Source organism: Coleofasciculus sp. FACHB-712, assembly GCF_014695635.1.
GTDB lineage: Bacteria > Cyanobacteriota > Cyanobacteriia > Cyanobacteriales > FACHB-T130 > FACHB-T130.
Genome location: NZ_JACJOQ010000474.1, coordinates 1 through 20,794 on the forward strand (window position 1 = coordinate 1; position 20,794 = coordinate 20,794).

At 46.6% G+C, this 20,794-nt stretch carries 20 protein-coding genes; 12 read left to right on the forward strand and 8 right to left on the reverse strand.

Translation table 11 applies throughout. The annotated features are described in order from the left end of the window. On the forward strand, window positions 1-1,866 hold a 1,866-nt coding region (locus tag H6F50_RS15315), incomplete at its 5' end, for an ABC-F family ATP-binding cassette domain-containing protein (RefSeq protein ID WP_190429354.1). A gap of 52 nt (window positions 1,867-1,918) precedes the next feature. Here H6F50_RS15315 and H6F50_RS15320 read toward each other — a convergent pair. Next, window positions 1,919-3,043, reverse strand: a complete 1,125-nt coding sequence (locus H6F50_RS15320) for a THUMP domain-containing protein (protein WP_190429366.1) — start codon at window positions 3,041-3,043, stop codon at window positions 1,919-1,921. A 43-nt stretch (window positions 3,044-3,086) separates the two neighbouring features. Then, the gene (locus tag H6F50_RS15325) at window positions 3,087-3,644 is read right to left on the reverse strand and encodes a Uma2 family endonuclease (RefSeq protein WP_190429355.1); all 558 of its coding nucleotides are present in this window, start codon (window positions 3,642-3,644) and stop codon (window positions 3,087-3,089) included. 57 nt (window positions 3,645-3,701) lie between these two features. On the opposite strand from H6F50_RS15325, the gene H6F50_RS27615 reads away from it, so the two are divergent. Both H6F50_RS27615 and H6F50_RS15330 read left to right on the forward strand, forming a co-directional pair. Next, window positions 3,702-3,836 carry a hypothetical protein gene (locus tag H6F50_RS27615; protein WP_277879350.1) on the forward strand — a complete coding sequence of 45 codons (135 nt, stop codon included), beginning with the start codon at window positions 3,702-3,704 and terminating at the stop codon, window positions 3,834-3,836. A 30-nt stretch (window positions 3,837-3,866) separates the two neighbouring features. Beyond that, window positions 3,867-4,148 carry a hypothetical protein gene (locus H6F50_RS15330; RefSeq protein WP_190429356.1) on the forward strand — a complete coding sequence of 94 codons (282 nt, stop codon included), beginning with the start codon at window positions 3,867-3,869 and terminating at the stop codon, window positions 4,146-4,148. A 106-nt stretch (window positions 4,149-4,254) separates the two neighbouring features. On the opposite strand, the gene H6F50_RS15335 is transcribed toward H6F50_RS15330, so the two are convergent. Next, window positions 4,255-7,413 (reverse strand): YrzE family protein, encoded by a 3,159-nt coding sequence (locus H6F50_RS15335; protein ID WP_190429357.1) that lies wholly within the window; start codon window positions 7,411-7,413, stop codon window positions 4,255-4,257. A 269-nt stretch (window positions 7,414-7,682) separates the two neighbouring features. Between H6F50_RS15335 and H6F50_RS15340 the strand changes: the two genes are divergently transcribed. Continuing rightward, entirely contained in the window at window positions 7,683-8,309 is a 627-nt protein-coding gene (locus H6F50_RS15340) for a TenA family transcriptional regulator (RefSeq protein WP_190429358.1), read from the forward strand. A 30-nt stretch (window positions 8,310-8,339) separates the two neighbouring features. Here the strand turns inward: H6F50_RS15340 and H6F50_RS15345 are convergent, their stop codons facing one another. After that, the gene (locus H6F50_RS15345) at window positions 8,340-8,792 is read right to left on the reverse strand and encodes a hypothetical protein (RefSeq protein ID WP_190429359.1); all 453 of its coding nucleotides are present in this window, start codon (window positions 8,790-8,792) and stop codon (window positions 8,340-8,342) included. Between the two features lie 126 nt (window positions 8,793-8,918). On the opposite strand from H6F50_RS15345, the gene H6F50_RS15350 reads away from it, so the two are divergent. Further along, the gene (locus H6F50_RS15350; RefSeq protein WP_190429367.1) at window positions 8,919-9,878 is read left to right on the forward strand and encodes a site-specific DNA-methyltransferase; all 960 of its coding nucleotides are present in this window, start codon (window positions 8,919-8,921) and stop codon (window positions 9,876-9,878) included. Window positions 9,879-9,899: 21 nt separating this feature from the next. Here the strand turns inward: H6F50_RS15350 and H6F50_RS15355 are convergent, their stop codons facing one another. Beyond that, window positions 9,900-10,457, reverse strand: coding sequence for a Uma2 family endonuclease (locus H6F50_RS15355; protein ID WP_190429360.1), 558 nt, complete (start codon window positions 10,455-10,457; stop codon window positions 9,900-9,902). 267 nt (window positions 10,458-10,724) lie between these two features. On the opposite strand from H6F50_RS15355, the gene H6F50_RS15360 reads away from it, so the two are divergent. Beyond that, window positions 10,725-11,144, forward strand: coding sequence for a peptidylprolyl isomerase (locus H6F50_RS15360; protein WP_190411505.1), 420 nt, complete (start codon window positions 10,725-10,727; stop codon window positions 11,142-11,144). A 52-nt stretch (window positions 11,145-11,196) separates the two neighbouring features. On the opposite strand, the gene H6F50_RS15365 is transcribed toward H6F50_RS15360, so the two are convergent. Next, window positions 11,197-11,595 carry a DUF4112 domain-containing protein gene (locus H6F50_RS15365; RefSeq protein WP_190411506.1) on the reverse strand — a complete coding sequence of 133 codons (399 nt, stop codon included), beginning with the start codon at window positions 11,593-11,595 and terminating at the stop codon, window positions 11,197-11,199. A 141-nt stretch (window positions 11,596-11,736) separates the two neighbouring features. Here H6F50_RS15365 and H6F50_RS15370 point away from each other — a divergent pair, with 141 nt between their 5' ends. Beyond that, the gene (locus tag H6F50_RS15370) at window positions 11,737-12,219 is read left to right on the forward strand and encodes a pentapeptide repeat-containing protein (RefSeq protein ID WP_190429368.1); all 483 of its coding nucleotides are present in this window, start codon (window positions 11,737-11,739) and stop codon (window positions 12,217-12,219) included. A 116-nt stretch (window positions 12,220-12,335) separates the two neighbouring features. Here H6F50_RS15370 and H6F50_RS15375 read toward each other — a convergent pair whose 3' ends face one another. Next, a complete protein-coding gene (locus H6F50_RS15375; RefSeq protein ID WP_199292183.1) occupies window positions 12,336-14,150 on the reverse strand; it encodes an ABC transporter ATP-binding protein in 1,815 nt (604 codons plus the stop codon). A 49-nt stretch (window positions 14,151-14,199) separates the two neighbouring features. Then, window positions 14,200-14,328, reverse strand: a complete 129-nt coding sequence (locus H6F50_RS27620; RefSeq protein ID WP_277879351.1) for a hypothetical protein — start codon at window positions 14,326-14,328, stop codon at window positions 14,200-14,202. A gap of 302 nt (window positions 14,329-14,630) precedes the next feature. Here H6F50_RS27620 and H6F50_RS15380 point away from each other — a divergent pair, with 302 nt between their 5' ends. From H6F50_RS15380 to H6F50_RS15400, 5 genes are all read left to right on the forward strand, one after another. Next, window positions 14,631-15,368, forward strand: a complete 738-nt coding sequence (locus H6F50_RS15380) for a DVUA0089 family protein (RefSeq protein ID WP_190429361.1) — start codon at window positions 14,631-14,633, stop codon at window positions 15,366-15,368. 378 nt (window positions 15,369-15,746) lie between these two features. Next, window positions 15,747-17,012 carry a DUF4331 domain-containing protein gene (locus tag H6F50_RS15385; protein ID WP_347277170.1) on the forward strand — a complete coding sequence of 422 codons (1,266 nt, stop codon included), beginning with the start codon at window positions 15,747-15,749 and terminating at the stop codon, window positions 17,010-17,012. 282 nt (window positions 17,013-17,294) lie between these two features. Further along, the gene (locus H6F50_RS15390) at window positions 17,295-18,710 is read left to right on the forward strand and encodes a tetratricopeptide repeat protein (RefSeq protein WP_190429363.1); all 1,416 of its coding nucleotides are present in this window, start codon (window positions 17,295-17,297) and stop codon (window positions 18,708-18,710) included. Continuing rightward, on the forward strand, window positions 18,707-20,134 hold the full coding sequence (locus H6F50_RS15395) for a sulfite exporter TauE/SafE family protein (RefSeq protein WP_190429364.1): 1,428 nt from the start codon (window positions 18,707-18,709) through the stop codon (window positions 20,132-20,134). The genes H6F50_RS15390 and H6F50_RS15395 overlap by 4 nt, the downstream gene beginning before the upstream one ends. 224 nt (window positions 20,135-20,358) lie before the next feature. Further along, window positions 20,359-20,670: a hypothetical protein gene (locus H6F50_RS15400; RefSeq protein ID WP_190429365.1), complete on the forward strand. Its 312-nt coding sequence runs from the start codon at window positions 20,359-20,361 to the stop codon at window positions 20,668-20,670. Window positions 20,671-20,794: the final 124 nt, after the last annotated feature.

The following is a 20,794-nucleotide window of genomic DNA, read 5'->3' on the forward strand; positions in this document are numbered from 1 at the left end:
CTAGATCCCACAGATAAAGTCGGACTAATCGGCACCAACGGCTCTGGAAAATCAACGCTGTTGAAGATGATAGCCGGTCTAGAACCGATTGATGGCGGTCAACTTTTAGTCAATTCTGGAGTGCGAATTGTTTACTTACCCCAGCAACCCGACTTAGATGAAAATCTCACGGTTCTAGAGCAAGTCTTTGCTGATAGCGGAGAGCAAATGTCTCTCGTCCGCGAATATGAGGAACTGTCAGACAAACTGGCTCACAATCGAGAAGATAGCCAGCTCATGTCCCGCTTTTCTACCGTCATGCAGCAGATGGATGCCACGGGTGCTTGGGAACTGGAGACAAATGCCAAAATCATCCTCACCAAGCTTGGAATTGAAGATTTTAACGCTAAAATTGCGAGTCTATCCGGCGGCTATCGCAAGCGAATTGCTTTAGCAACCGCTTTACTTTCAGAACCCGAAGTGTTGTTGATGGATGAACCAACCAACCATCTAGATGCTCTATCTGTTGAGTGGTTACAAAGTTATTTGAACCGCTATCGAGGAGCAATTCTACTCATCACTCACGATCGCTATTTTCTCGATCGCGTCACCAACCGAATTCTTGAAATCGACCGAGGCGACCTCTACACTTACGCGGGTAACTATTCCTACTATTTAGAGAAAAAAGCCCTCGCTGAAGAGTCTGCTGTCAGCAGTCAGCGCAAACATCAGGGAGTACTTCGCCGAGAATTGGAATGGTTGAAGCGAGGACCAAAAGCCCGGAGTACCAAGCAGAAAGCTCGGATCGATCGTGTCCACGAGATGCAAGCAACTGAGTTCAAACAAACTCAGGGCAAAGTCGATATTTCCACTCTGAGCCGTCGGATTGGCAAAAAAGTTATTGATTTAACGAATATCTCTAAAGCCTACGATGGACGCACCTTAATCAAAGATTTCACCTATGAATTTAGTCCCGAAGATCGTATCGGCATCATCGGTGGCAATGGTGCAGGCAAATCAACTTTGATGGATATTATCACCGGGCGCGTTCAACCTGATTCTGGAAGCGTTGAGATTGGCTCTACCATTCACATTGGCTATTTTAACCAACACTCTGAAGAATTACTCGTTGCATTGAATGAAAATTTGCGAGTGATTGACTACATTAAAGAAGTTGGAGAATATCTCAAAATTGCCGATGGCACTCAGATTACGGCTTCCCAAATGTTGGAGCGTTTTCTATTCCCTGGCAATCAACAATATGCCCCGATTCATAAACTTTCTGGTGGGGAAAAACGTCGCCTATTTCTGTTGCGCGTTTTGATGAGTGCGCCTAATGTTCTCATCCTTGATGAACCAACCAATGACTTAGATGTTCAAACCTTAGCGGTCTTAGAAGACTATCTAGAAGATTTCCCCGGCTGTATGATTTGTGTCTCCCACGATCGCTACTTCCTCGACCGCGCCGTAGACAAAATATTTTCCTTTGAAGAGGGTGGCAATCTGCGCCAATATCCAGGCAATTACTCAGTTTACTTGGACTACAAGAAAGCCGAAGAAGAAGCAGCATTGCGCGAAGCTGCCAATGCTAAGGATAGCTCAAAGTCAGTGCAGCCCCAAGTACGTCCAGCAGAGCCACAACCCTCTAGTAACAATAACAACAAACGGCGTAGGCTTTCAACTTGGGAAAAGCGCGAGTTTGAGAAACTTGAAAGCAAGATTGCTCAATTGGAAACCGAAAAAGCTGAGGCAGAGAAAGCGCTTTATAATGCGGCTCCTGGTAAAGTCGCCCAAGTTGGGGAACTCTATCAAAAGGTGGAAACTTTAACTCAGGCTATTGATGCTGCGACTGAACGCTGGATGGAACTCGCTGAGATTGAGTCTTAACAGAATCGGGGAGAAAGATGAATGCTTTCGATTCTTCCGCTGGCTTTAATTTCTAATACAATTCGTACTTGAGCAACGTACACGCTAAAGAACCGTTATAAACAGGAATGCGACGAGATGTTTTGAGTCCTACTCTTTTTGATAACTCTTTGTTTCCGGTCAAAACAAAGGCAGTCCAACCTTTAAAGCGTTGTTTGAAAACATCACCGAGCATTTTGTAGAGTTCGCCCAATTCTCTCTCATCTCCCAGACGTTCTCCGTAGGGGGGATTACAGATGAGAACGCCGCTGTCTGCGGGTGCTTCCAATTGGGATAATTCGGTTTGCGTAAACGTTAGCTTATCTGCAATGCCGCACCGTTGGGCATTCGTGTGAGCTTGGCTTAGGATATCAGGGTCTTTGTCGCTCCCCCAAATTGGTGCTTTTAAGTCTGAGATTTCGCTGTTTTCGGCTTCCGCCCATATCTCGTCCCACAGCTGTTCGTCAAAGTCCAGCCAGCTGAAAAAGCCAAACTTTTCCCGAAATAATCCGGGGGCAATATTCAAAGCTTTTAAAGCGGCTTCTAAGGGAAGAGTTCCAGAGCCACAGAGCGGGTCTAAAAAGGGAAGATTCGCATCCCACTCTGCCATGTCGAGGATAGAAGCCGCTAGAGTCTCCTTAAGCGGAGCCAGCCCCATTGCGGGTCGATATCCCCGGCGGTGGAGACTGGTACCCGAACTGTCTAAACTTAAAATACAACGGTCTTGATGGATGTGGACATTAATCCGCACATCTGGATTTTCGGTATCAACGCTAGACCTGTGACCGGATTTGTCACGCTGTTGGTCTACGATGGCGTTTTTAACTTGTAAAGCCGTGAAGTGGGTGTGGTTAAGTTTTTGATTGCCTCCTGTACAGTCCACAGCTAGGGTGTTGTTGGGATGTAGATAGTCAAGCCAGGAGATTTTTTGCACCTCCCGGTAGAGCATCTGGGCGTCATAGCAGGCAAATTCATGGATGGGGACTAGGACTCGAAAAATTGTCCTTGCCCAGAGATTCACCCGGTATAGCAATGCTTTATCGCCAACAAAATGCACTCCAGTGAAATCAGGACGGACTTCCTTTGCCCCTAAACGTTCCAGTTCAGCAGCAGCAATAGGTTCTAGACCACGGGCAACTGTGGCAAAGTAGTGATTCATCATGAGAGCGATCGCATCTATAGCATCTGTAACAGTGGAACCATTAAATCAGTTCTGCTTGTTCAAAAATCTGTCTGGGTGTTAGTTCCAAACCTAGAAGCAGGGTATCCACAATGGGCATCGTAGCTGTGTAGACTTGACTCGATCCATCTGGGAAAAATACCCGGATATTCATCGCTTCAGGATCTACAACCCAGACTCTTAAAATACCAGCGTCAAAGTAGTCTTTCGCTTTATTTTCAAATTCTTTCAGGGTTTGGTCTGGGGAAATAATCTCAATTACCAGTTCGGGAGGCACAGGACAAGCTTCGTTCCGCTTCCAACTGGCGGGTAGGAGTTGGTAAGAAATGTAAGTCAAATCGGGTATAGGTGCCCAGTCTTGACCATGACGTTTCAACAGCACTGCCCATTCTTGAACAACTCGTCCTCGTCCTTTACACCAGGCACCAATGAGAACCCACAAAGCTGACTGTAGTACAGAATGAAAAAGCTTAGGAGACACTTTAGGCACTGCCTGACCATCTACAAACTCATAGGTTACATCTCCTTCAGGTAAAGCTAGAAATTCCTGTAATGTGAGTTTGGTTCCGGTGCCTACCATGACTATAAGTTATCCAAGTGGATGGGCTAATAAATCTATGGTACAAAAGCGCTCCCCTTGAGTTTAAATCTGGAAGTTGCCGGTTGGCTGGAGTCGGAGCAAGCCATGAATGAGATTTTAGAGAGCGATCGCCTTCATTGCTCTTCATTCACAACTTTCCTGAAAAAGCACCGAGTTGTGCGAACCTATTAGCAGTTCCATCACTCCGGTACTGGAGGAACAATGACGCCGATCGAGTTTCTGGTATTGTTGGTCATTGCTGCATTCTGCGGCGGCACTGGGCAAGCGTTAGTGGGTTACTCGGCAGGGGGCTGTCTACTCTCGATAATTGTCGGGATTATCGGTGCATACATTGGATTGTGGGTAGCCAAAGAGTTTAATCTTCCGGTGATATTTGCCCTCAATATTGGAGGGAAATCCTTCCCGATTATCTGGTCAATTATCGGCTCAGCTCTCTTGGCAGCCGCTCTCGGTTTGATCAATCGAACAAACCGGCGGCGATGACTTGGGAAATCTCAAGCTTTTCCAGAGAAAGTATTGAGCCGGATGCAAAATATAAGAAAAAGCCTCCTTTTCAGGAGGCTTAATTTGCTTGGAAATCGTTAAAGCTTTAGCTAAAGAAAGCGAAACCGGATACAGCGATGACTCCAGCGATCGCTGCGGTGGCGACAGAAGTTAGCGCGGTTCCAAAGAGCCACCAAGCAGCGGTTGCAGCGGATTTTCGGGTTTCCTCCGCTTGCTGCTTCGCTTTGTGCTTGAGGTCTTTGATGCGTCGTTTCGTTTCCTGCTGGAAGCGTTCAGCGCGGTGTATCGTACTCTCGCGCACCCCTTCAATCTGGTCGATGAGTCGGTTGGCATCCGCTTGGGAAATATCCTCACGGGAACTCAACAGCGCCACCAACGTGTCCCGATCGAATTGACTCAGGCGATCGCGCATCGCGTCAAATCCAGCTTGCGGATCGTCAAAGAGTTTCCGGAAGTCGCGCTTAATTCCCTCATAATTGAGTTCTGGACGCTCCAGGGAGTTGAAGTAATTGCGAATTTTGCCAAAAACTCCGTCAAGCACCGATTGCACTTTATGCTGGGCATTCTGCGCTTGTTCGACAAATTGATGGCGCACCGATTCGATTTGATCGACAATCCGGTTGGCTTCTTCCTCGGAAATATCCTCCCGTTGCGATAGGAGTGCAACAAAGGTAGAACGGTCGAAATGAGAGAAGCGATCGCTAATATTCTTCCACCCGGCTTGTGGATCGCTCAGCATTAATTGCAACTCTCGTTTGATGCTTTCCGGGTTGAGTTCTTCTTTGTCAGTGTTCCGCAGGTAATCTTCCAAATCAGTTTGGAAATTCCGAACCGTGTCTCTGGCACGGGTTGCCAAGCGGCGCGGGGCTTTGACAATGCTGTGAATCGCCTCTTGCACCCGATCGATTGCCCGATTGACTTGCTCCTCGCTCAAGTCTTCTCGTTGACTCAACAGCTTCACCAAGGTTTCCCGATCGACGTGAGACAGCCGTTCTCTCAGGGCCAAACTTCCCTCTTTCGGGTCATTCAGGAGTTTTGCCAAATCCTGCTGGATGCCTTGCGGATCGAGTTCTTCCAGGTTGGTGTTTCGCAGATACTCAGCAATCTGGTTCGTCAATTGGTCGTAGCGATCCTTCGCTTGACCAGCTAATTGTTGCGGTGCGTGTAGAATACTATCTCGCACCGATTCGATCTGATGGATTGTGCCATCGATCTGTTCTTCGCCCAGATCGCCGCGTCCCTTGAGCAATTGCACCAGCGTATCGCGGTCAAAGTGAGAAAGTCGCGTCCGGAGTGCGGCAAGTCCTGCCTGAGGGTCATTGAGAAGCGTTTGCAACTCTCGCTTGATGTCTTCAGGATTCAGTTCTTCTTTGTGAGTATCGCGCAGATAGGATTCTACCCTTTGCCACAGTCCTTCCGCTTCAGATTTAGCGCGGTCTTGCAATTCTTGAGCTTGAGACAAGACGCGATCGCGCGTACTTTCCAACTGACCGATTAGTTGATCGGCTTCCTCTTGACTAAAGTCTTCCCGTTGAGAGAGGAGTTGCACTAAAGTATCGCGGTCAAATTGCGAGAGGCGATCGCTTAAAGCATCAATTCCAGCATCCGGATCTTCTAGAAGTGCTTTGAAATCGCGCTCAATGCCTTCTGGGTTTAGTTCTTCCTTCCCCGTCGAGTGCAGATAATGTTCGACGCGATCGCGAAGGTCTTGCGACTGTTCTTGAGATTCCGCACCCTGGACGGTTTCAAAAACTTCCTGCCGAATACTATCCATCTGCTCGGCAATATCCGCGACTTGCTCGGAGGTGAAAGTACCCCGTGCTTCCAACACCCTCACAAAATAGTCCCGATTCAATTGCTCTATCTGCTGCCGAACTTTTCCAGGAGCTGCATCCGAATCGTAAATAACTTCTCTAAATTCCTGCTTAATCGTTTCTCGGTTCAAGTGCCAAGGTTTGGAATTTAGCAAGTAGTTTTCTACATCCGCCTTAATCGTGCTAAAAGATGGCGCAGGCACCTTATCGGCAACTTTTGTCCCAACCGTTTTAGCTTGTTCAGTTGCTTGCTCTTTCAAATGTTGCAACTGGCTGGAAATTTTTTCCACATCTAAATCGGAGAGATCCGTTCGCTTCATGACTTCTCCCAGTAACGCAGTTACACCCAACTGCATGGAGTGTTCCATCAAGCCATTGCCATGACTGCGCTCTGATTTGCCTTGTCCAACTCCAACAAGTTGAGAAAGCTTGGCAGAAAGCTCATTAGATTTCAACTCCTCTGGAGCGGCTTGTTTCAGAAAGTTGAGTAATTCAACCTGCGGATCTGTTTCCGTTGGTTTTTCTGTTCCCTGTTGTTGACCTAATACCTTCTGCCAAACAACTTCCAATTGCTCCGCAATCCGATTAACATCCTGCTTAGAGAAATCACTACGGCTACTCACTAGATCCACAAAAGTCTGGCGATTGACATTGCGTAAAACGTCATTCCCCGCAATAGATTTCACATCAACATCGCTAAGTAACTTTTCTAAGTCGCTGCGAACCTTATTGATGTCTAGCTTTGGCAGTTGCAAATCTGTAAAGTAATCCTTAATTGTTTCTCGCAAGCTATCCGCATCGAGAGACGAACTCAATTCCCGGCGAACGGCGGCGGCGGATGCTTCAGCAGTAGAAACAATCTGCCTATTTATCGCACTCCCACCAAGCGCAGTGCTGGCTGTAGCCATCACCCCTTGCATCCCTGAACCCGCAGTGTTCACGACCGAACCAACTAAGGAACCCACCGCCGTAGAACTCACCCAAAGGAGCAGCAAAAAATAAGCTGACCAAATCACGACGCCAGTGATTGCACCCAAAATGACGCTGCTAATCAGAGTCAGCTTCACCGCCAGAAAACAAGCAATGAATATGGCAATATTGACCGTCAATAATGTCCAAATTCCTACCTTAGATTCAATGCTACGAACTTTTTCGCCCCAAGTCTCTGTATCATCATCATCCGCATCTAAGGGATTCTCTGCGGATGAAATCCCAGCAGCAATTGAGAAATTGGTTAACAAAAATTGGAAAGCAAACGCCATCAATACTCCGGCAATCAAGGCAACAAAAAACTGTGGGCTTGAAAAAACAAGTGTTGCCTCTTTTATGGGGGTATTCCCGGCTTGAATCCCACTCGGAGCCACTGGAACTTTGGCAAGACAAAATTGTGTGCTGGACAAATCCAGCATCATTTTTACACTTTGAAACATGGTATTTACGCCTTCAAAGTCGAAAGACTACCTCTATGAGAGGTTGCGTTCTAAGTACACTTTTGCTTATAGTTTTGTAACGTTGTATCGTTAACGCTCTATACTCAATGTGGATAAAAAACCGTGGAGAATAACTCTCTCTAAAGTCTGAAAATTAGCTCGGTCTAAAGTTAAGAAATTAAACAAAAAGGCGAGCGCTAAAACCCACTAAACTTAAGTATTAATACTCAACATCTCAATCAACTGCTAATCCACAATCTAAAATAGAGATGACCTTAAGCTGTCAACAACTTCTTCAAAAACATACTCAAGTTTGGCACCAAGCAACGGTGCATCCTTTCCTAGTGCAGTGCAAATTAGGAACTATTCAGCCGCAGCAATTTAACACCTGGCTGGTACAAGATTATCTTTTTGTAGTAGAGTTCACGCGGATGGTGGCACAAATTTTGGCAGTTGCACCACCCGCTCATTTTGATGTCATTCTGGGTGGATTAGTCGCACTGAAAGATGAACTCAACTGGTTCAAAGCAAAAGCCTCTGAGCGACAATTGAATCTCAATACCCAAAAACAACCAACTTGCACAAAATACTGTGATTATATGCACAGTCTTTCGGCAATGCCACACCCAGTTCAAGCGACTGCACTATGGGCAATTGAGCTTGCTTACAATCAAGGTTGGCAATTACCAGGAGTCATGCCAGATCCCTATGCTGAGTTTGCCGACCGCTGGGGAAATCCAGGTTTTACGGAATATGTAAAACTCTTGGAACAGCAAGCAGATGAAGTGCTGCAAACTGCATCGGAAACCGTTCAGCATCAAGCCGAAGAAGCCTTTTTAAAGGTGGCTGAATTAGAGCAGGATTTCTGGCAGATGGCTTTTAATGCAGCACCGTAGATGAAAAGGGTAAAAATAAGCCTATAAAGGCTAATCCATGTAATCGTTTGTAATATCAAGAGCGTCCGGATTATTTGAAGCAACTGGGCGGTTTCCAGCTATATGCATTGTCTCATCAATCTGAAGATTGCTAGAGCCGATTGGACGGTGCCCATCTACGTCAACAGTTCCCTGAACTTGGAAATCATTTGAAGTAATTGGGCGCTTTCCATCAATGTCCACGGTTTCACGAACCTGAATATCGCTTGGATCAATCGGTCGGTGTCCATCTACGTCAAGGGTGTCCTCAAACTGAAGATTACTAGAGGTAATCGGTCGGTGTCCATCTACGTCAAGAGTGTCTTCAATCTGAATATTATCTGGCGCGATTGGACGCTTCCCATCTATATCAATCGTGTGAGGAACCTGTTTTGGTTCGCTAGGTGAAGGAGAGGCAATATTTTTCTCCTGATTATTTCCCTTTTTTGGATTATCTCTGTTCATATTGTGACCTCTTACTTTACGCCTATGTTATTTATAACGTAATACAAGCTATAAAGAGCTTGTATTTGCTGATAATTGATTTAATTATACAATTTGTTTTGAAAGTATTCGTGAAAAATGGCAGCGATGAATCTAAAGAAACCTTTGTACGCTACAAATTACGGCGCTGCCTATATTGGTAACTCGCTTGAATTGCTAGATTGCCTTGAATCTGACTCAATCGATCTAGTAATGACCTCTCCTCCATTTGCTTTGCTACGCGAAAAGAGTTATGGAAATGTTGAGCAAGAAGCCTATATCGATTGGCTATTTGCCTTCTGTCGAAAAGTGCATCGCGTATTATCACCGCAGGGAAGTTTTGTCATCGATCTGGGTGGTGCTTATCAAAGTAAACGTCCAGTGCGATCGCTCTACAATTACCGGATTTTAATTAAACTCTGCGATGAGCTAGATTTTCGCTTAGCTGAGGAGTTTTTTTGGCACAACCCTTCTAAGTTACCTTCGCCGATTGAATGGGTGAATAAACGTAAGATCCGCGCGAAGGATTCTGTCAATACTGTCTGGTGGCTATCAAAAACTGACTATCCTAAAGCGAATGTGAGTAACGTTTTAGTTCCTTATTCGGAACGAATGAAAAAGCTACACGAGAATCCTGAAAAATACTATAAACCCAAAGCACGCCCTTCAGGTCACGATATTGGATCGGGTTTTGCTACTAATAACGGCGGTGCTATACCTTCCAACTTGTTGCAAATCCCTAATACTGAAAGCAATTCTCGATACATTCAACTTTGCAAAGCCGTTGGAATTGCTGCACATCCGGCGCGTTTTCCTCAAAAACTGCCGATGTTTTTTATTAACTTCCTCACCGATCCAGGAGATACAGTCCTCGATATTTTTGCTGGCTCGAATACGACTGGCGCGGCGGCTGAGGCTTTGCAACGGCGTTGGATTGCTTTTGAGCAAAATCCGTCTTATTTAGCTGCTTCTGCTTTCAGATTTTTAGAGGATAACCAAAGTATTGAGGCAGCTTCAGCGCTATTTAAAAAACTGATGGCAAAGCCCGAAATAAGCAATATTTCTTAGTTTAGCGATCGCTACTTAAAATTAAAGTACTTCTGCTTCTTCAAAAACCTGTTTTGGTGTGATTTCCAATCCAGGAAATAATGAATCTATAATTGGTGTGCTATCAGTGTAGAGTTGACTTGTTTTATCTGGAGAAAAGACTCTAATACTTATGGCTTCAGGATCTACAATCCAAACTCGTAACACCCCAGTATCAAAGTAGTCCTTAGCCTTGTCTTCAAATTCTTTTATAGTTTGGTCTGGAGACATTATCTCAATTGCCAGTTCAGGAGCCACAGGACAGGCTTCGTTACGCTTCCAACTAGCGGGTAGCCGTTCATAAGAGATGTACGTTACATCAGGTACAGGTGCCCAATCCTGACCATTCCGTTTCAACAGCACCGCCCACTCTTGAACAACTCGTCCACGCCCTTTGCACCAGGCACGAATCAGAACCATCAAAGCAAACTGTACAGTTGAATGAAAGTATTTTGGAGACACTTTAGGCACTACCTGACCATCTATAAATTCATAGATTACATCCCCTTCTGGCAAAGCCAGAAAGTCTTGTAGTGTGAGCTTGGTTCCAGTGCCTACCATGACCCTAAGCTACCTAAGCAGGTGATAAATAAACTTATTATACAAAAGCTTTTGATGGCTAGGTGACGCTCGCATAGAGCGTACCACTTGTGCTATATGCTTCGAGCTAGATGCGTCAGAACAATAAATCTGTAGCAGCGTCAAAGGATTACAGTTTTAAAATTAGATAAAGTAAAGATAGAGTGTTTTTGTTCTAATATAGTTTGTTTGTGGCATATTCCTAGCCACATCAATCAATCATCCGAAGGGATTAGAAAAGGAGAAACTATGACTCGCGCGATTATGGAAACCGACAAAGGCACAATCAATTTGGAGCTGTTTGACAAAGATGCACCGAACACGGTGAAAAATTTTGTTGACTTATCTGAAAAAGGGTTTTACGACGGTCTTAATTTCCACCGAGTCATCCCTAACTTTATGATTCAGGGTGGCTGTCCACAGGGAACTGGAACGGGCGGCCCAGGTTACAAAATCAACTGTGAAATTAACCCTAATAAGCATCAGGCAGGAAGTTTATCAATGGCTCATGCGGGGCGCAATACGGGTGGAAGCCAATTCTTTATCTGTCACGCTCCTCAACCCCATTTAGACGGACAACACACAGTTTTTGGTAAAACTGAAGACATGAATGTAGTCAATGCGATTCGTCAGGGAGACAAAATTCTTTCTGTCAAGATTGAACGATAGTCTAAATGGCTTTTTAGCCGGAAGGAAGCGCTTCCTTCCGGCTTCGTTACTATCAATTGATGCTCGTTACAGTCTGAAGAGGGGTAACTTCATTCAGTTCGGGTTCAGCTACCTGAAGATGTTGCTCTAAAAGCGCCAAGTTACGGATATTTGACTTGTAGTATGCATCGAACAAGTCTCCCACCAAAGGCACCGAGCCGACTGTGGCTTCTAAGGCAATATTAAATATCATCTTTTGTAGGATTTCACGCGGTAAGCCGAAGCGGGCGGCTAAATAGATGATGTAAGCCGAAAACCCGGTGCTGATGATATCTCCGGCACCTGGAATCAGACCAATAATTGGGTCTAAACCAATACGAAAGCCGATGCCTGGGATTCGGATTGCATTATCCATCAGGCGGCTAAGTCTGCGGATGTGGTTGAGATTTTCGAGACGTTCAAGTGTGTTCATATTTCTAATTTTTGCACGAGGAATCCGCTGCATCTTATACCGTGAGAAGGAAAATTTCTTTTCTGGAATCATCCTAAAGTTAGTGGAACTGTCTGCCTAAAGTCAGAGATGTTTAATTTTAAGATTCCTTTATCTGAAGCCATGCTGAACTCCCCAACGCAAGACCTTCTTTTTATTTGCACTCAATTTCTGGCACAAAATCCCCAAAAACGTTTGCAGAGTCTCAAAGACTTGGGGATAGCGCGTTATGCTGATTTTTTAACTAAAATGCCATTAACAGAAGCAAATGTAGCTTGCGTAATGCATTTTTTTAGAGATACAAGTCGCGTGAAGTTCCCGAATCTTAGGGGAGCGGATTTATCTAACTTGAAGTTAGATGGCGTTAACTTCATCCGGGGTGATTTATCAGGGGCAAATTTGAGAGGAAGCAGTTTATTAGAAGCCGACCTTTTATTTGCCAATTTCACTGGAGCAGATTTGAGAAATGCGGATTTGAGGGGTGCAACTCTTAATGAGACAATATGGTCAGGTGCGGTGGTAGAAGATTGCAATTTTGGAAAAGGAATTGGGTTAACGGAGCAGCAGCGCAGAAACCTAAAAAGTCTCGGTGCTAGGTTTAATTAGCACCGGCGGCTCATCCGAGTTTTGGATGTTTAGCAACCGCTGTAGAGCGTTGGGTTGAACGATAGTGAAACCCAGCAGAAAGCTTAATTTAGTGCAATTTATTTTAAATCTAATTGCTAATTTTTGCCGTTTTTGATGCCTGTCTGCACTTTCCAAAGGCTGGCATAAATTCCTTGGTCTTCTAATAGTTGTTCGTGTCGTCCTTGCTCTACTAAGAAGCCTTGTTCCATCACATAGATACAATCAGCATTGCGGACGGTGGAGAGGCGATGAGCGATCGCTATCGTGGTGCGATTGACGGTAATTCGTTCTAGCGATCGCTGAATGGCGGCTTCTGTCTCATTGTCTACGGCGGAGGTGGCTTCATCCAGAATCAGAATCGGCGGATCTTTCAAAACGGCACGCGCGATCGCAATCCGCTGTCTTTGCCCACCTGACAACTTTTGTCCCCGCTCACCGACAATCGTGTCGTAGCCTTGGGGAAGTTGCATGATAAAGTCTTGAGCTTCGCCAATTTTAGCCGCTTCTATTACCTCAGCTTCAGTCGCGTCAGGACTCCCGTAGGCGATATTTTCTTTCACCGTACCGTGAAATAAGAAGACATCCTGACTGACTAAACCAATACAGGAACGCAAATCTCTTAATTTCAAATCGCGTAAATCAATCCCATCGAGTGTAATGGTTCCAGACTGAATTTCGTACAACCTCAGCAACAGTTTCACTAAGGTACTCTTGCCCGATCCAGTAGAACCGACAATGGCGATTGTTTTACCTGCGGGAATGTGTAAAGAGAGATTTTGAATGACTGGATTTCGCCCATTGTAGGCAAAAGTGACATCTTTTAATTCCATTTCACCCCGCACTGAAGCGACGGGTAAGGAAATGTGTCCCGAATGAATCGCAATCGGTGTATCCAGCAGATTCATCACCCGATTTGTAGAAGCCATTGCCCGTTGATATTGATCGAGCGTTTCTCCCAATCTCGTCAAAGGCCAGAGCAACCGCTGGGTTAGAAATACCAATACACTGTAAGTGCCCACAGACAATCTACCAGCAGCGGCGTCCATCCCGCCGATTAACAGTGTTGCCGTGAATCCGACTAAAATAATGATGCGAATCAAAGGGACAAAAGCAGACGAAAGGGCGATCGCTCTCCGGTTACTTTGTCGATAAGCCTCACTTTCGACTGCCATCCTGCTCGCTTCATAGTCTTCCGTGACAAAGCTTTTAATCGTCGTCATCCCGCTCAAATTATTCGAGAGGCGACTGTTGAGCAGACTGACTTTTTCCCGAATCTCAGCATAACGGGGGGCAAGGCGATGCTGAAAGACAATCGAACCCCACAGAATAAACGGCATCGGCAGCATCGCCATCCAAGCCACGCTGGGAGCCAAAATAAAGAAGGCACCGCCAATAATTACCACCGTTGTCGCTACTTGGAGGATTTCATTCGCTCCCCGATCTAAAAAGCGTTCCAGCTGATTGATATCGTCATTCAGGATAGACATCAAACCGCCAGTGCTGCGCTCTTCAAAATAAGCCAGTTCCAGTTCTTGGATATGGCTGTAGGCATCCAGGCGCAAGTCGTGTTCAATATCCTGGGCGAGATTGCGCCAAAGCAGGGCATAGGCGTACTCAAAGATAGATTCCAGCCCCCAGATAATGAAGCTGAGGAAGCTTAGGATCAGGAGTTGCCAAAAAACATCTTTGACGCCAAATTGAGCGATCGCTGAGTCTTGTTGCTTCACCACCACATCCACCGCTGCACCGATCAAGGCGGGTGGGGCTAAGTCAAAGATTTTATTGAGAATTGAGCAAACTGTCGCCTGCCAAATTTGGGCACGATAGTTGCGTCCATAGTCAATCAGACGCTTGAGGGGATGCGCCTTTTGGCTGCTTTGGATTTGATTGCGGGATTTTTTACGGGACAAAATGAGAGTACGCGACGATAGTTACACCAGATTTTAACCACTGTAACAATTATCCATCTGACATCCCACGACTCTCTGATAGCAGGGGCGATCGCTCATCGGTGTTATGCAACGGCGGGTGATGTGAGTGTTGCACTTGCGATCGCTTTCTTTTCAATTGGGCAAATGTGTTCCCCATTTTTCACTAATCTTGCTGCCTAATTATTTGTTGGTATCTATCACGAGATAGATTTTTAAAGCAAATTTACAGATGAGTCAAGTTACAGGCTCAACAGAAATATCCAAGGCGTTTTTCAGAACCAAGAACAAGAAATGCCTGCTGGATTTTGCTTTTCTTTGACTCGCGCTTCTAGTTTCATTCTCTATCTTGAGACATATATTGAGCTGTAAAACAATCCATAACCAATCCATCGCCGTATCTTTTTTAGTCAAGAAATCAAAAAGGGAATCCTTCCAATTCCACTGAGGTAGAAGCCGCCAATGAAAAAACTAGCGCAGATAACCGCCATATCCGTACTGGTTACAGGGTTATCATCAGCTCATGCCCAAGCTGCCACATTCACAGAGAAAAGTGATGCTGGGAAGACTCTAAATACAGCAAAAATTATCCCATCAGGGTCGCAAATACTAGAGTTTATTACTGGGACACTTTCTGATAATGATGCTGACTTATTCCAGATTTTTCTGACCGGAGGACAGACATTCTCGGCGACAACAATTAGCCTGGATACGCTGGTAGGACTCCCAGTTGATAATGTTTTAGGTACCCCGACCGAGCTGCTTGAAGATCCGCAGTTATTCTTGTTTGATGCGGCTGGTAAGGGTATTTATGGGAATGATGATATTCCTGGCTTAAATTCACAATCAGTTTTATCCTCAGGTGGGTTTTCTCCCGCTCAATCTGGTATTTACTATTTAGCGATTGCTAGCTCTGGTTACGATCCGGTAAGTGCCTCTGGGAAAATTTTCTCGGCTGGAGCGGATGGAGTTCTAGAACCGACGGGTTCGGGTGGAAACTTTTCCTTGAGCGGCTTTACAGGTACGAGCGCTACCAGTGGAAGATACGCGATCGCACTAACCGGAGTTACAACTAGTGCTGAAAGTAGCACGGCAAGCATTCCCGAACCGTCTGCAACATTAGGCATTTTAGCTTTGGGTACTTTAGGAGCAGTTTCTCAGCTAAAAAAGAATAGAAGAAAACAAAAAATCACTAGCTGAGTTCCCAGCATTTTCTGGTTGGTTATTGAAGAAAGGTGCAATCGTGCCTTTGTTGGTGGGACGCCAATAAACCAACAGGGATTTGTTTTATCACTGTATTTCTGAATAATCGCGATTTTCTCAATGCAGAGGTAAGGGAAAGAGCGAAAATCTAGTGGTAATAGAATTGCCAAAACAAGTTAGAGATTGATTTTTAACTTTCGGAAGAATCCATAACTAGCTCTGAGTCGTACTTCTTTTAAGCCTAGCGATTCAAAAGAAGATAAACATTCCCATTCCGCACCAATAAGTGACTGAATGGATACATCTTTAGGAAAAACTGAAATGAAGCAAAAAACTTGTGTTCCTGTGAAAGAAACTGCGGATCCTCTCAACAAAATTGCGACTTCCCCTAAAAAACCTTCGCGTCGCTTTGGTTTAAGAAACCCAATCGGATTGGGCGTACTTGTTTTAGGATTAGCTTTGATCGCTGGGATGACACCTCTCTATCTCAAAGCTTCTGACCATGATGATGGTGAGGTAGATACCAAGGGACGCAACCTTAATTTAACTGACCTGTTTGTATTCCGGGAAAAAGATCAGAACCCGAATGCGTCTCAAAACGATCTGGTCTTGATTATGAATACGAACCCGCGATCGCTAGCGCGTCAGCAGTATTACTTCAGTACCAGAGCGAAGTACGAGTTCAAAGTGTCGCGGGTGAATAATAATGATGCCACTCCCACGGGTAAGGAAGATGTGGTTCTGCAATTCACCTTTAGCCCACCGGATGCGAATCGCCAACAAACCATTACGATGACCGCCATCCGGGACGGTGCAATTGTTCTCCAAACCAAGAACCTCCGCACCACGCCGCTAAATCCTAACCCCAGTGCGCCGCCAATTGTTAATCAGGTATCCGGCGGTGGCGCTAACTTAGCCGTATTTGCTGGACTGCGGGAAGATCCATTCTTCTTCGACGTTGAGCAATATTTTCGGGTTCGCGCTGCTTTTCTTGGCATCGGTCCCGCAGTTTCTGGGTTCCGTCCGCCCGAACAGGCTGTTGATTTTACCAAAGGATACAACGTCAACGCGATCGCAGTCCGGGTACCGATTAAATTCTTACAAGGCTCAACCTCCGCAACGACTTTTGATGTCTGGGAAACCATTTCAGTGCCCGGAGCAAACGGCAAATTTACTCAGTTTGAGCGACTAGCTCGACCGGCGATCAACGAGGGTCTAGTCGTCACAAACGACTTCCTGAACGCCCTAAACACCGTTAGTCCTGGTTTTGAAGCTGCTGCTCTGGCGGGTCAACAACCGGCTGCGAATATCGCTGGGCCAATCGTCGGGGAAGCGAAAAAGACGCTGCTAGCTTTTGGGAATACCGAGCAACGAGCGAACGCCTTATTGGGTGCCTTTTTGCCAGACGTGATGCGAATCGACACTAGGGGACCCAGCGGATACGCCAACGCCCTGAATGCCAAAGGTAGCCCGATTCGGGGTCGCTTGATAAAAGATGATGTCATCGACATCACCTTAAGCGTCGTCACCGAGGGGAAGGTTACGAGTGATAACGTGTCCTACGACGGCGCACCGGGTAATCCAGCACAAGGACACAAGCCGTTACAACCCGCATTCCCCTATTTGGCTCTCCCCAACTAGGTCAGGAGTGATGAACTGCGTAAAGTATTGCGGATCGAAGACCTAACCCCCTAACCCCCTTCCCTAGTCTACGGTGAACTTGCAAGTCCCGTTTTGATCCCCCCAACCCCCCTTAAAAAGGGGGGCAATCAAGTCAAAGTTCCCCTTTTTTCTAGCGTAGCGGCGCGATAGCGCGGGGATTTAGGGGGATCAATCAACGTTTTGCCAATTAAAGATGTGGGTACACGGTAGCTACTAAGGGACGGGTTGGGGGAGAGGTTAACCGAGCTTAGAGACAGAAGCATGAAACGTGCTGAGTATTACAAATCCGAAAACTTGAAAGGTGGGTTGAGTGGGCGTCTTGTGCTGAAGCGTTGGTGGATACCGTTCTTAGTGGCGCTACCGATTGCCGGAGTTTTGGGAGGCTGGCGTTTGTGGAATCCCAGTGCTGAACTCGACGCTCCTTATCGCTATCCCTTTTCCCAGTCACCCTCAGACAATATCACCGCTGCTTTGGGACGGGAAATCGCTTTCTATCAGGAACGGATTCGGCGAAATCCAGGGGATGGGCTGGATCGAACCTCCTTAGCCAAAGCCTATTTGAAGATGGCGCGGGCGACGGGGGATGCTAATTGGTATCTTATGGCGGAGCAGTCGGCAAAGCGATCGCTCGCTAATTTATCCTTTGATAATCAAGGTGCTATTTTGGTGCTGGCTCGGATTGCGGAAGCGAAACATGACTTCACAGAAGCGATTCGCTTGGCAAAACAGGTACTGCAAACCGAGTCTGGAAATGAAGATGCACTCTCGCTGCTGGTTACATCAAACTTGGCAATGGGCAAGGTGGATGAAGCCAACCGTGTCGCGAATGCTTTAGTAGATAAAATTCCCACGTTAGGCTCCTTGACACTTAGGGCTTTGGTAAAAGTTGCACAAGGTCAAGATGCAGCAGCTATTCAAGATTTCCAGCAAGCTCTAGCTGCTGAAGAACCGGGCGAGACAGGTAGTTCTGCTTGGACGCGGACGTTGCTGGGTCGGTTTTACTTCCAGCGAGGCAACCATCAACTTGCCAAAGAACTTTACCAGGAAGTTTTACGCATCCTGCCGCGATATCCCTTGGCTTTAGTCAATCTGGCAGAATTAGAGACTCGACTCGGACAGTATCGAGCAGCGGAGCGTCATTACTCCCAGGTCTTCGTTTCCCCAACCTACCAGAATGTATTCGATCACGTTGCCTTGCAGGGCATGGCACGGGTGAAGCATTTGCAGGGCGACGAGTCAGGCGCTCAGGAGTTATGGGGCAAAGCCGAAGCGTTAATCCGCCAGCATCAAAATATCACTTCTTTTGGGCACCGGCGCGAACTGGCACGCCTGTTACTGGAACGGGGGCGTTCCGAGGACTTGCCCGAAGCGCTTTCCCTAATGCAGGCAGAAGTCGCTATCCGCCGCGATGCCGAGACACTGGATACTCTAGCTTGGGCGCTTTGCCGTTCGGAACGCTGGCGGGAAGCTCAACAGGTCGTTGCCGAAGCGCTAGGGCGAGGCACTCGTGACGCGGCAATTTTCGCTCGCGCAGGCACGATTGAGCAGGCATTAGGGAATAATTCCCAAGCGATCGCTTATTTCCAAAAAGCTGAAGAAATCGACCCGACTTTTGACGAACAGACACAGCGAGCGCTGGAACTCAACTCAAATTCTGCAACCGAGGTGAATCAATGAACGCAAAGTGGCGTCGATACGGCACGCTGAGCCTGCTGTCGTTTTTGGGAGCTATATTACTTTGGTTCGCTACTGCTACCCCCAGTTACTCTCACTGGGCCGATTTGTCAGTAGCTGAGATTATGGTGGGTGAGACTGAAACTCAAATGACACTCACCTTTCCCACAGGGTTGATGGCATTTGCAGATGACAACCAGGATAGTCAGCTGTCACCCGATGAAGTCCGCACTCATCAAACTCAGTTGCAGACATTCTTAAGCGATCGCATCCGCCTCAGCGATAACCAGAAGCAAAAAGCTACCCTAACCATTAACGCATCAGAGACCAGCGCCCTACCGCCAAACTTGAAAGTTACCACGGGCACCCACAGCAGCTTACAGCTCACCTACAACTGGTCTCAGCCGGTTCAAGGACTCCAGATCCACTACAATCTATTTCTGCCTGGAGTGCCAACCGCCACTTGCCTTGCAACGATTCTGCATTCCGGACAGGTGCAAAACTTTATCTTCAGCCCCAAAAACCAGACATTTTCATTAATGCCGCCTGGGTTGGCGTGGCTTAACGGGGGAAGCTTGCTGATTGCGATGGCTGGCTCGTTTGCGTGGGGTGCCATGCACGCCCTCTCTCCCGGTCACGGCAAGACGATTGTGGGAGCGTACTTGGTGGGTTCCCATGCTACCCCCAAACACGCCCTATTTTTAGGGTTAGCGACGACAATCGCCCATACTACCGGCGTGTTTGCCTTGGGAGCGATCGCGCTGTTCGCCTCACAGTACATCCTGCCCGATCAGTTATATCCCTGGCTCAGTGTCCTCTCCGGTTTGATGGTGGTGGCGATCGGTCTCAACTTGTTCATCAACCGCCTGCGGAGTCATAAAAGCGGCAAATCAGCGACGGCACATCAGCATCTTAGCTTTTCAGCTTCCCAGAGCCATTCCCACCGTCATCACAGCCACGAACCTCATCACCACGATCATCACCACGACGATTCTCATCACCACGAACCTCATCACCACCATCACCCTCACGAACCTCATCACCACGGCGAACATTCTCACCACAACCACTCGCACTTACCCCCAGGTGCGGATGGATCGCCCGTTACCTGGCGTAACCTGCTTGCCCTAGGTATTTCAGGCGGTTTGGTGCCGTGTCCTTCAGCCTTGGTTTTGCTGCTAAGCGCGATCGCTCTGGGACGGATCGGCTTTGGACTGATGCTGGTGTTGACATTTAGTTTAGGACTCGCAGGCGTGCTAACGGGGTTGGGATTGCTACTCGTTTACAGCAAGCGCTTCTTCGATCGGCTACCGATTCAGATGCGGATCGTAAGGATTTTGCCTGCGGTGAGTGCATTAGTGATTGCCCTCCTGGGTGTAGGCATCACCACCCAAGCCTTGATGCAAACCGGATTAGTTCGGCTATAAAGCGATGCAATAGGAGCGATCGCTCCTATTGCATCGCTTGCCGAACCCGTTCTCTAAAAAATTGACATTTATCCCGCTAAGTAGGTATGGCAATCTAAATTGAATTATGAAATATTGGCAACAGTAATGAGTGATTTCCAATTTGCGATTGACCAAAGTTTTTTAGCCGTTTTTAATCTAATATTTCACCCATCAACTCAACCATTAAAACTTAAGAAAACCCAATGTTTAGATACTTTCGTTTAACAGCTACCGTATCTACTGCTCTCATTTCATTATTTCCGGGTATAGCTTTGAGCCTTCCTTTACAGCCAGATTCTCCATATCCAGTCGTGCCAGCTTCAAATATAGATATTCCAGTTTGCTATCTACAAACTGAAGATGGTAGAACTGTGGATCTCGGTCAATTATGCATTCAAGCCCCTGAAAATTCTCAGGCTCCTGTAAGTAGTAATTTTGGAGCTGGAAATTGCTACTTTGTTGACTCGGCTGGACAACCCTGTAGAGCTTCTTCAGCCAGTAACCCTCAGCAGTAACCGTCAAGAACTTGAATTGTTGAGTAATACCAATTCACTGTTTTGATGCCACATTTACGATTCCCCCAATCCGATTAAAAAGGGGTAATATAGCAGTTCTAAATGATTCTTAAAGGCGAGACCC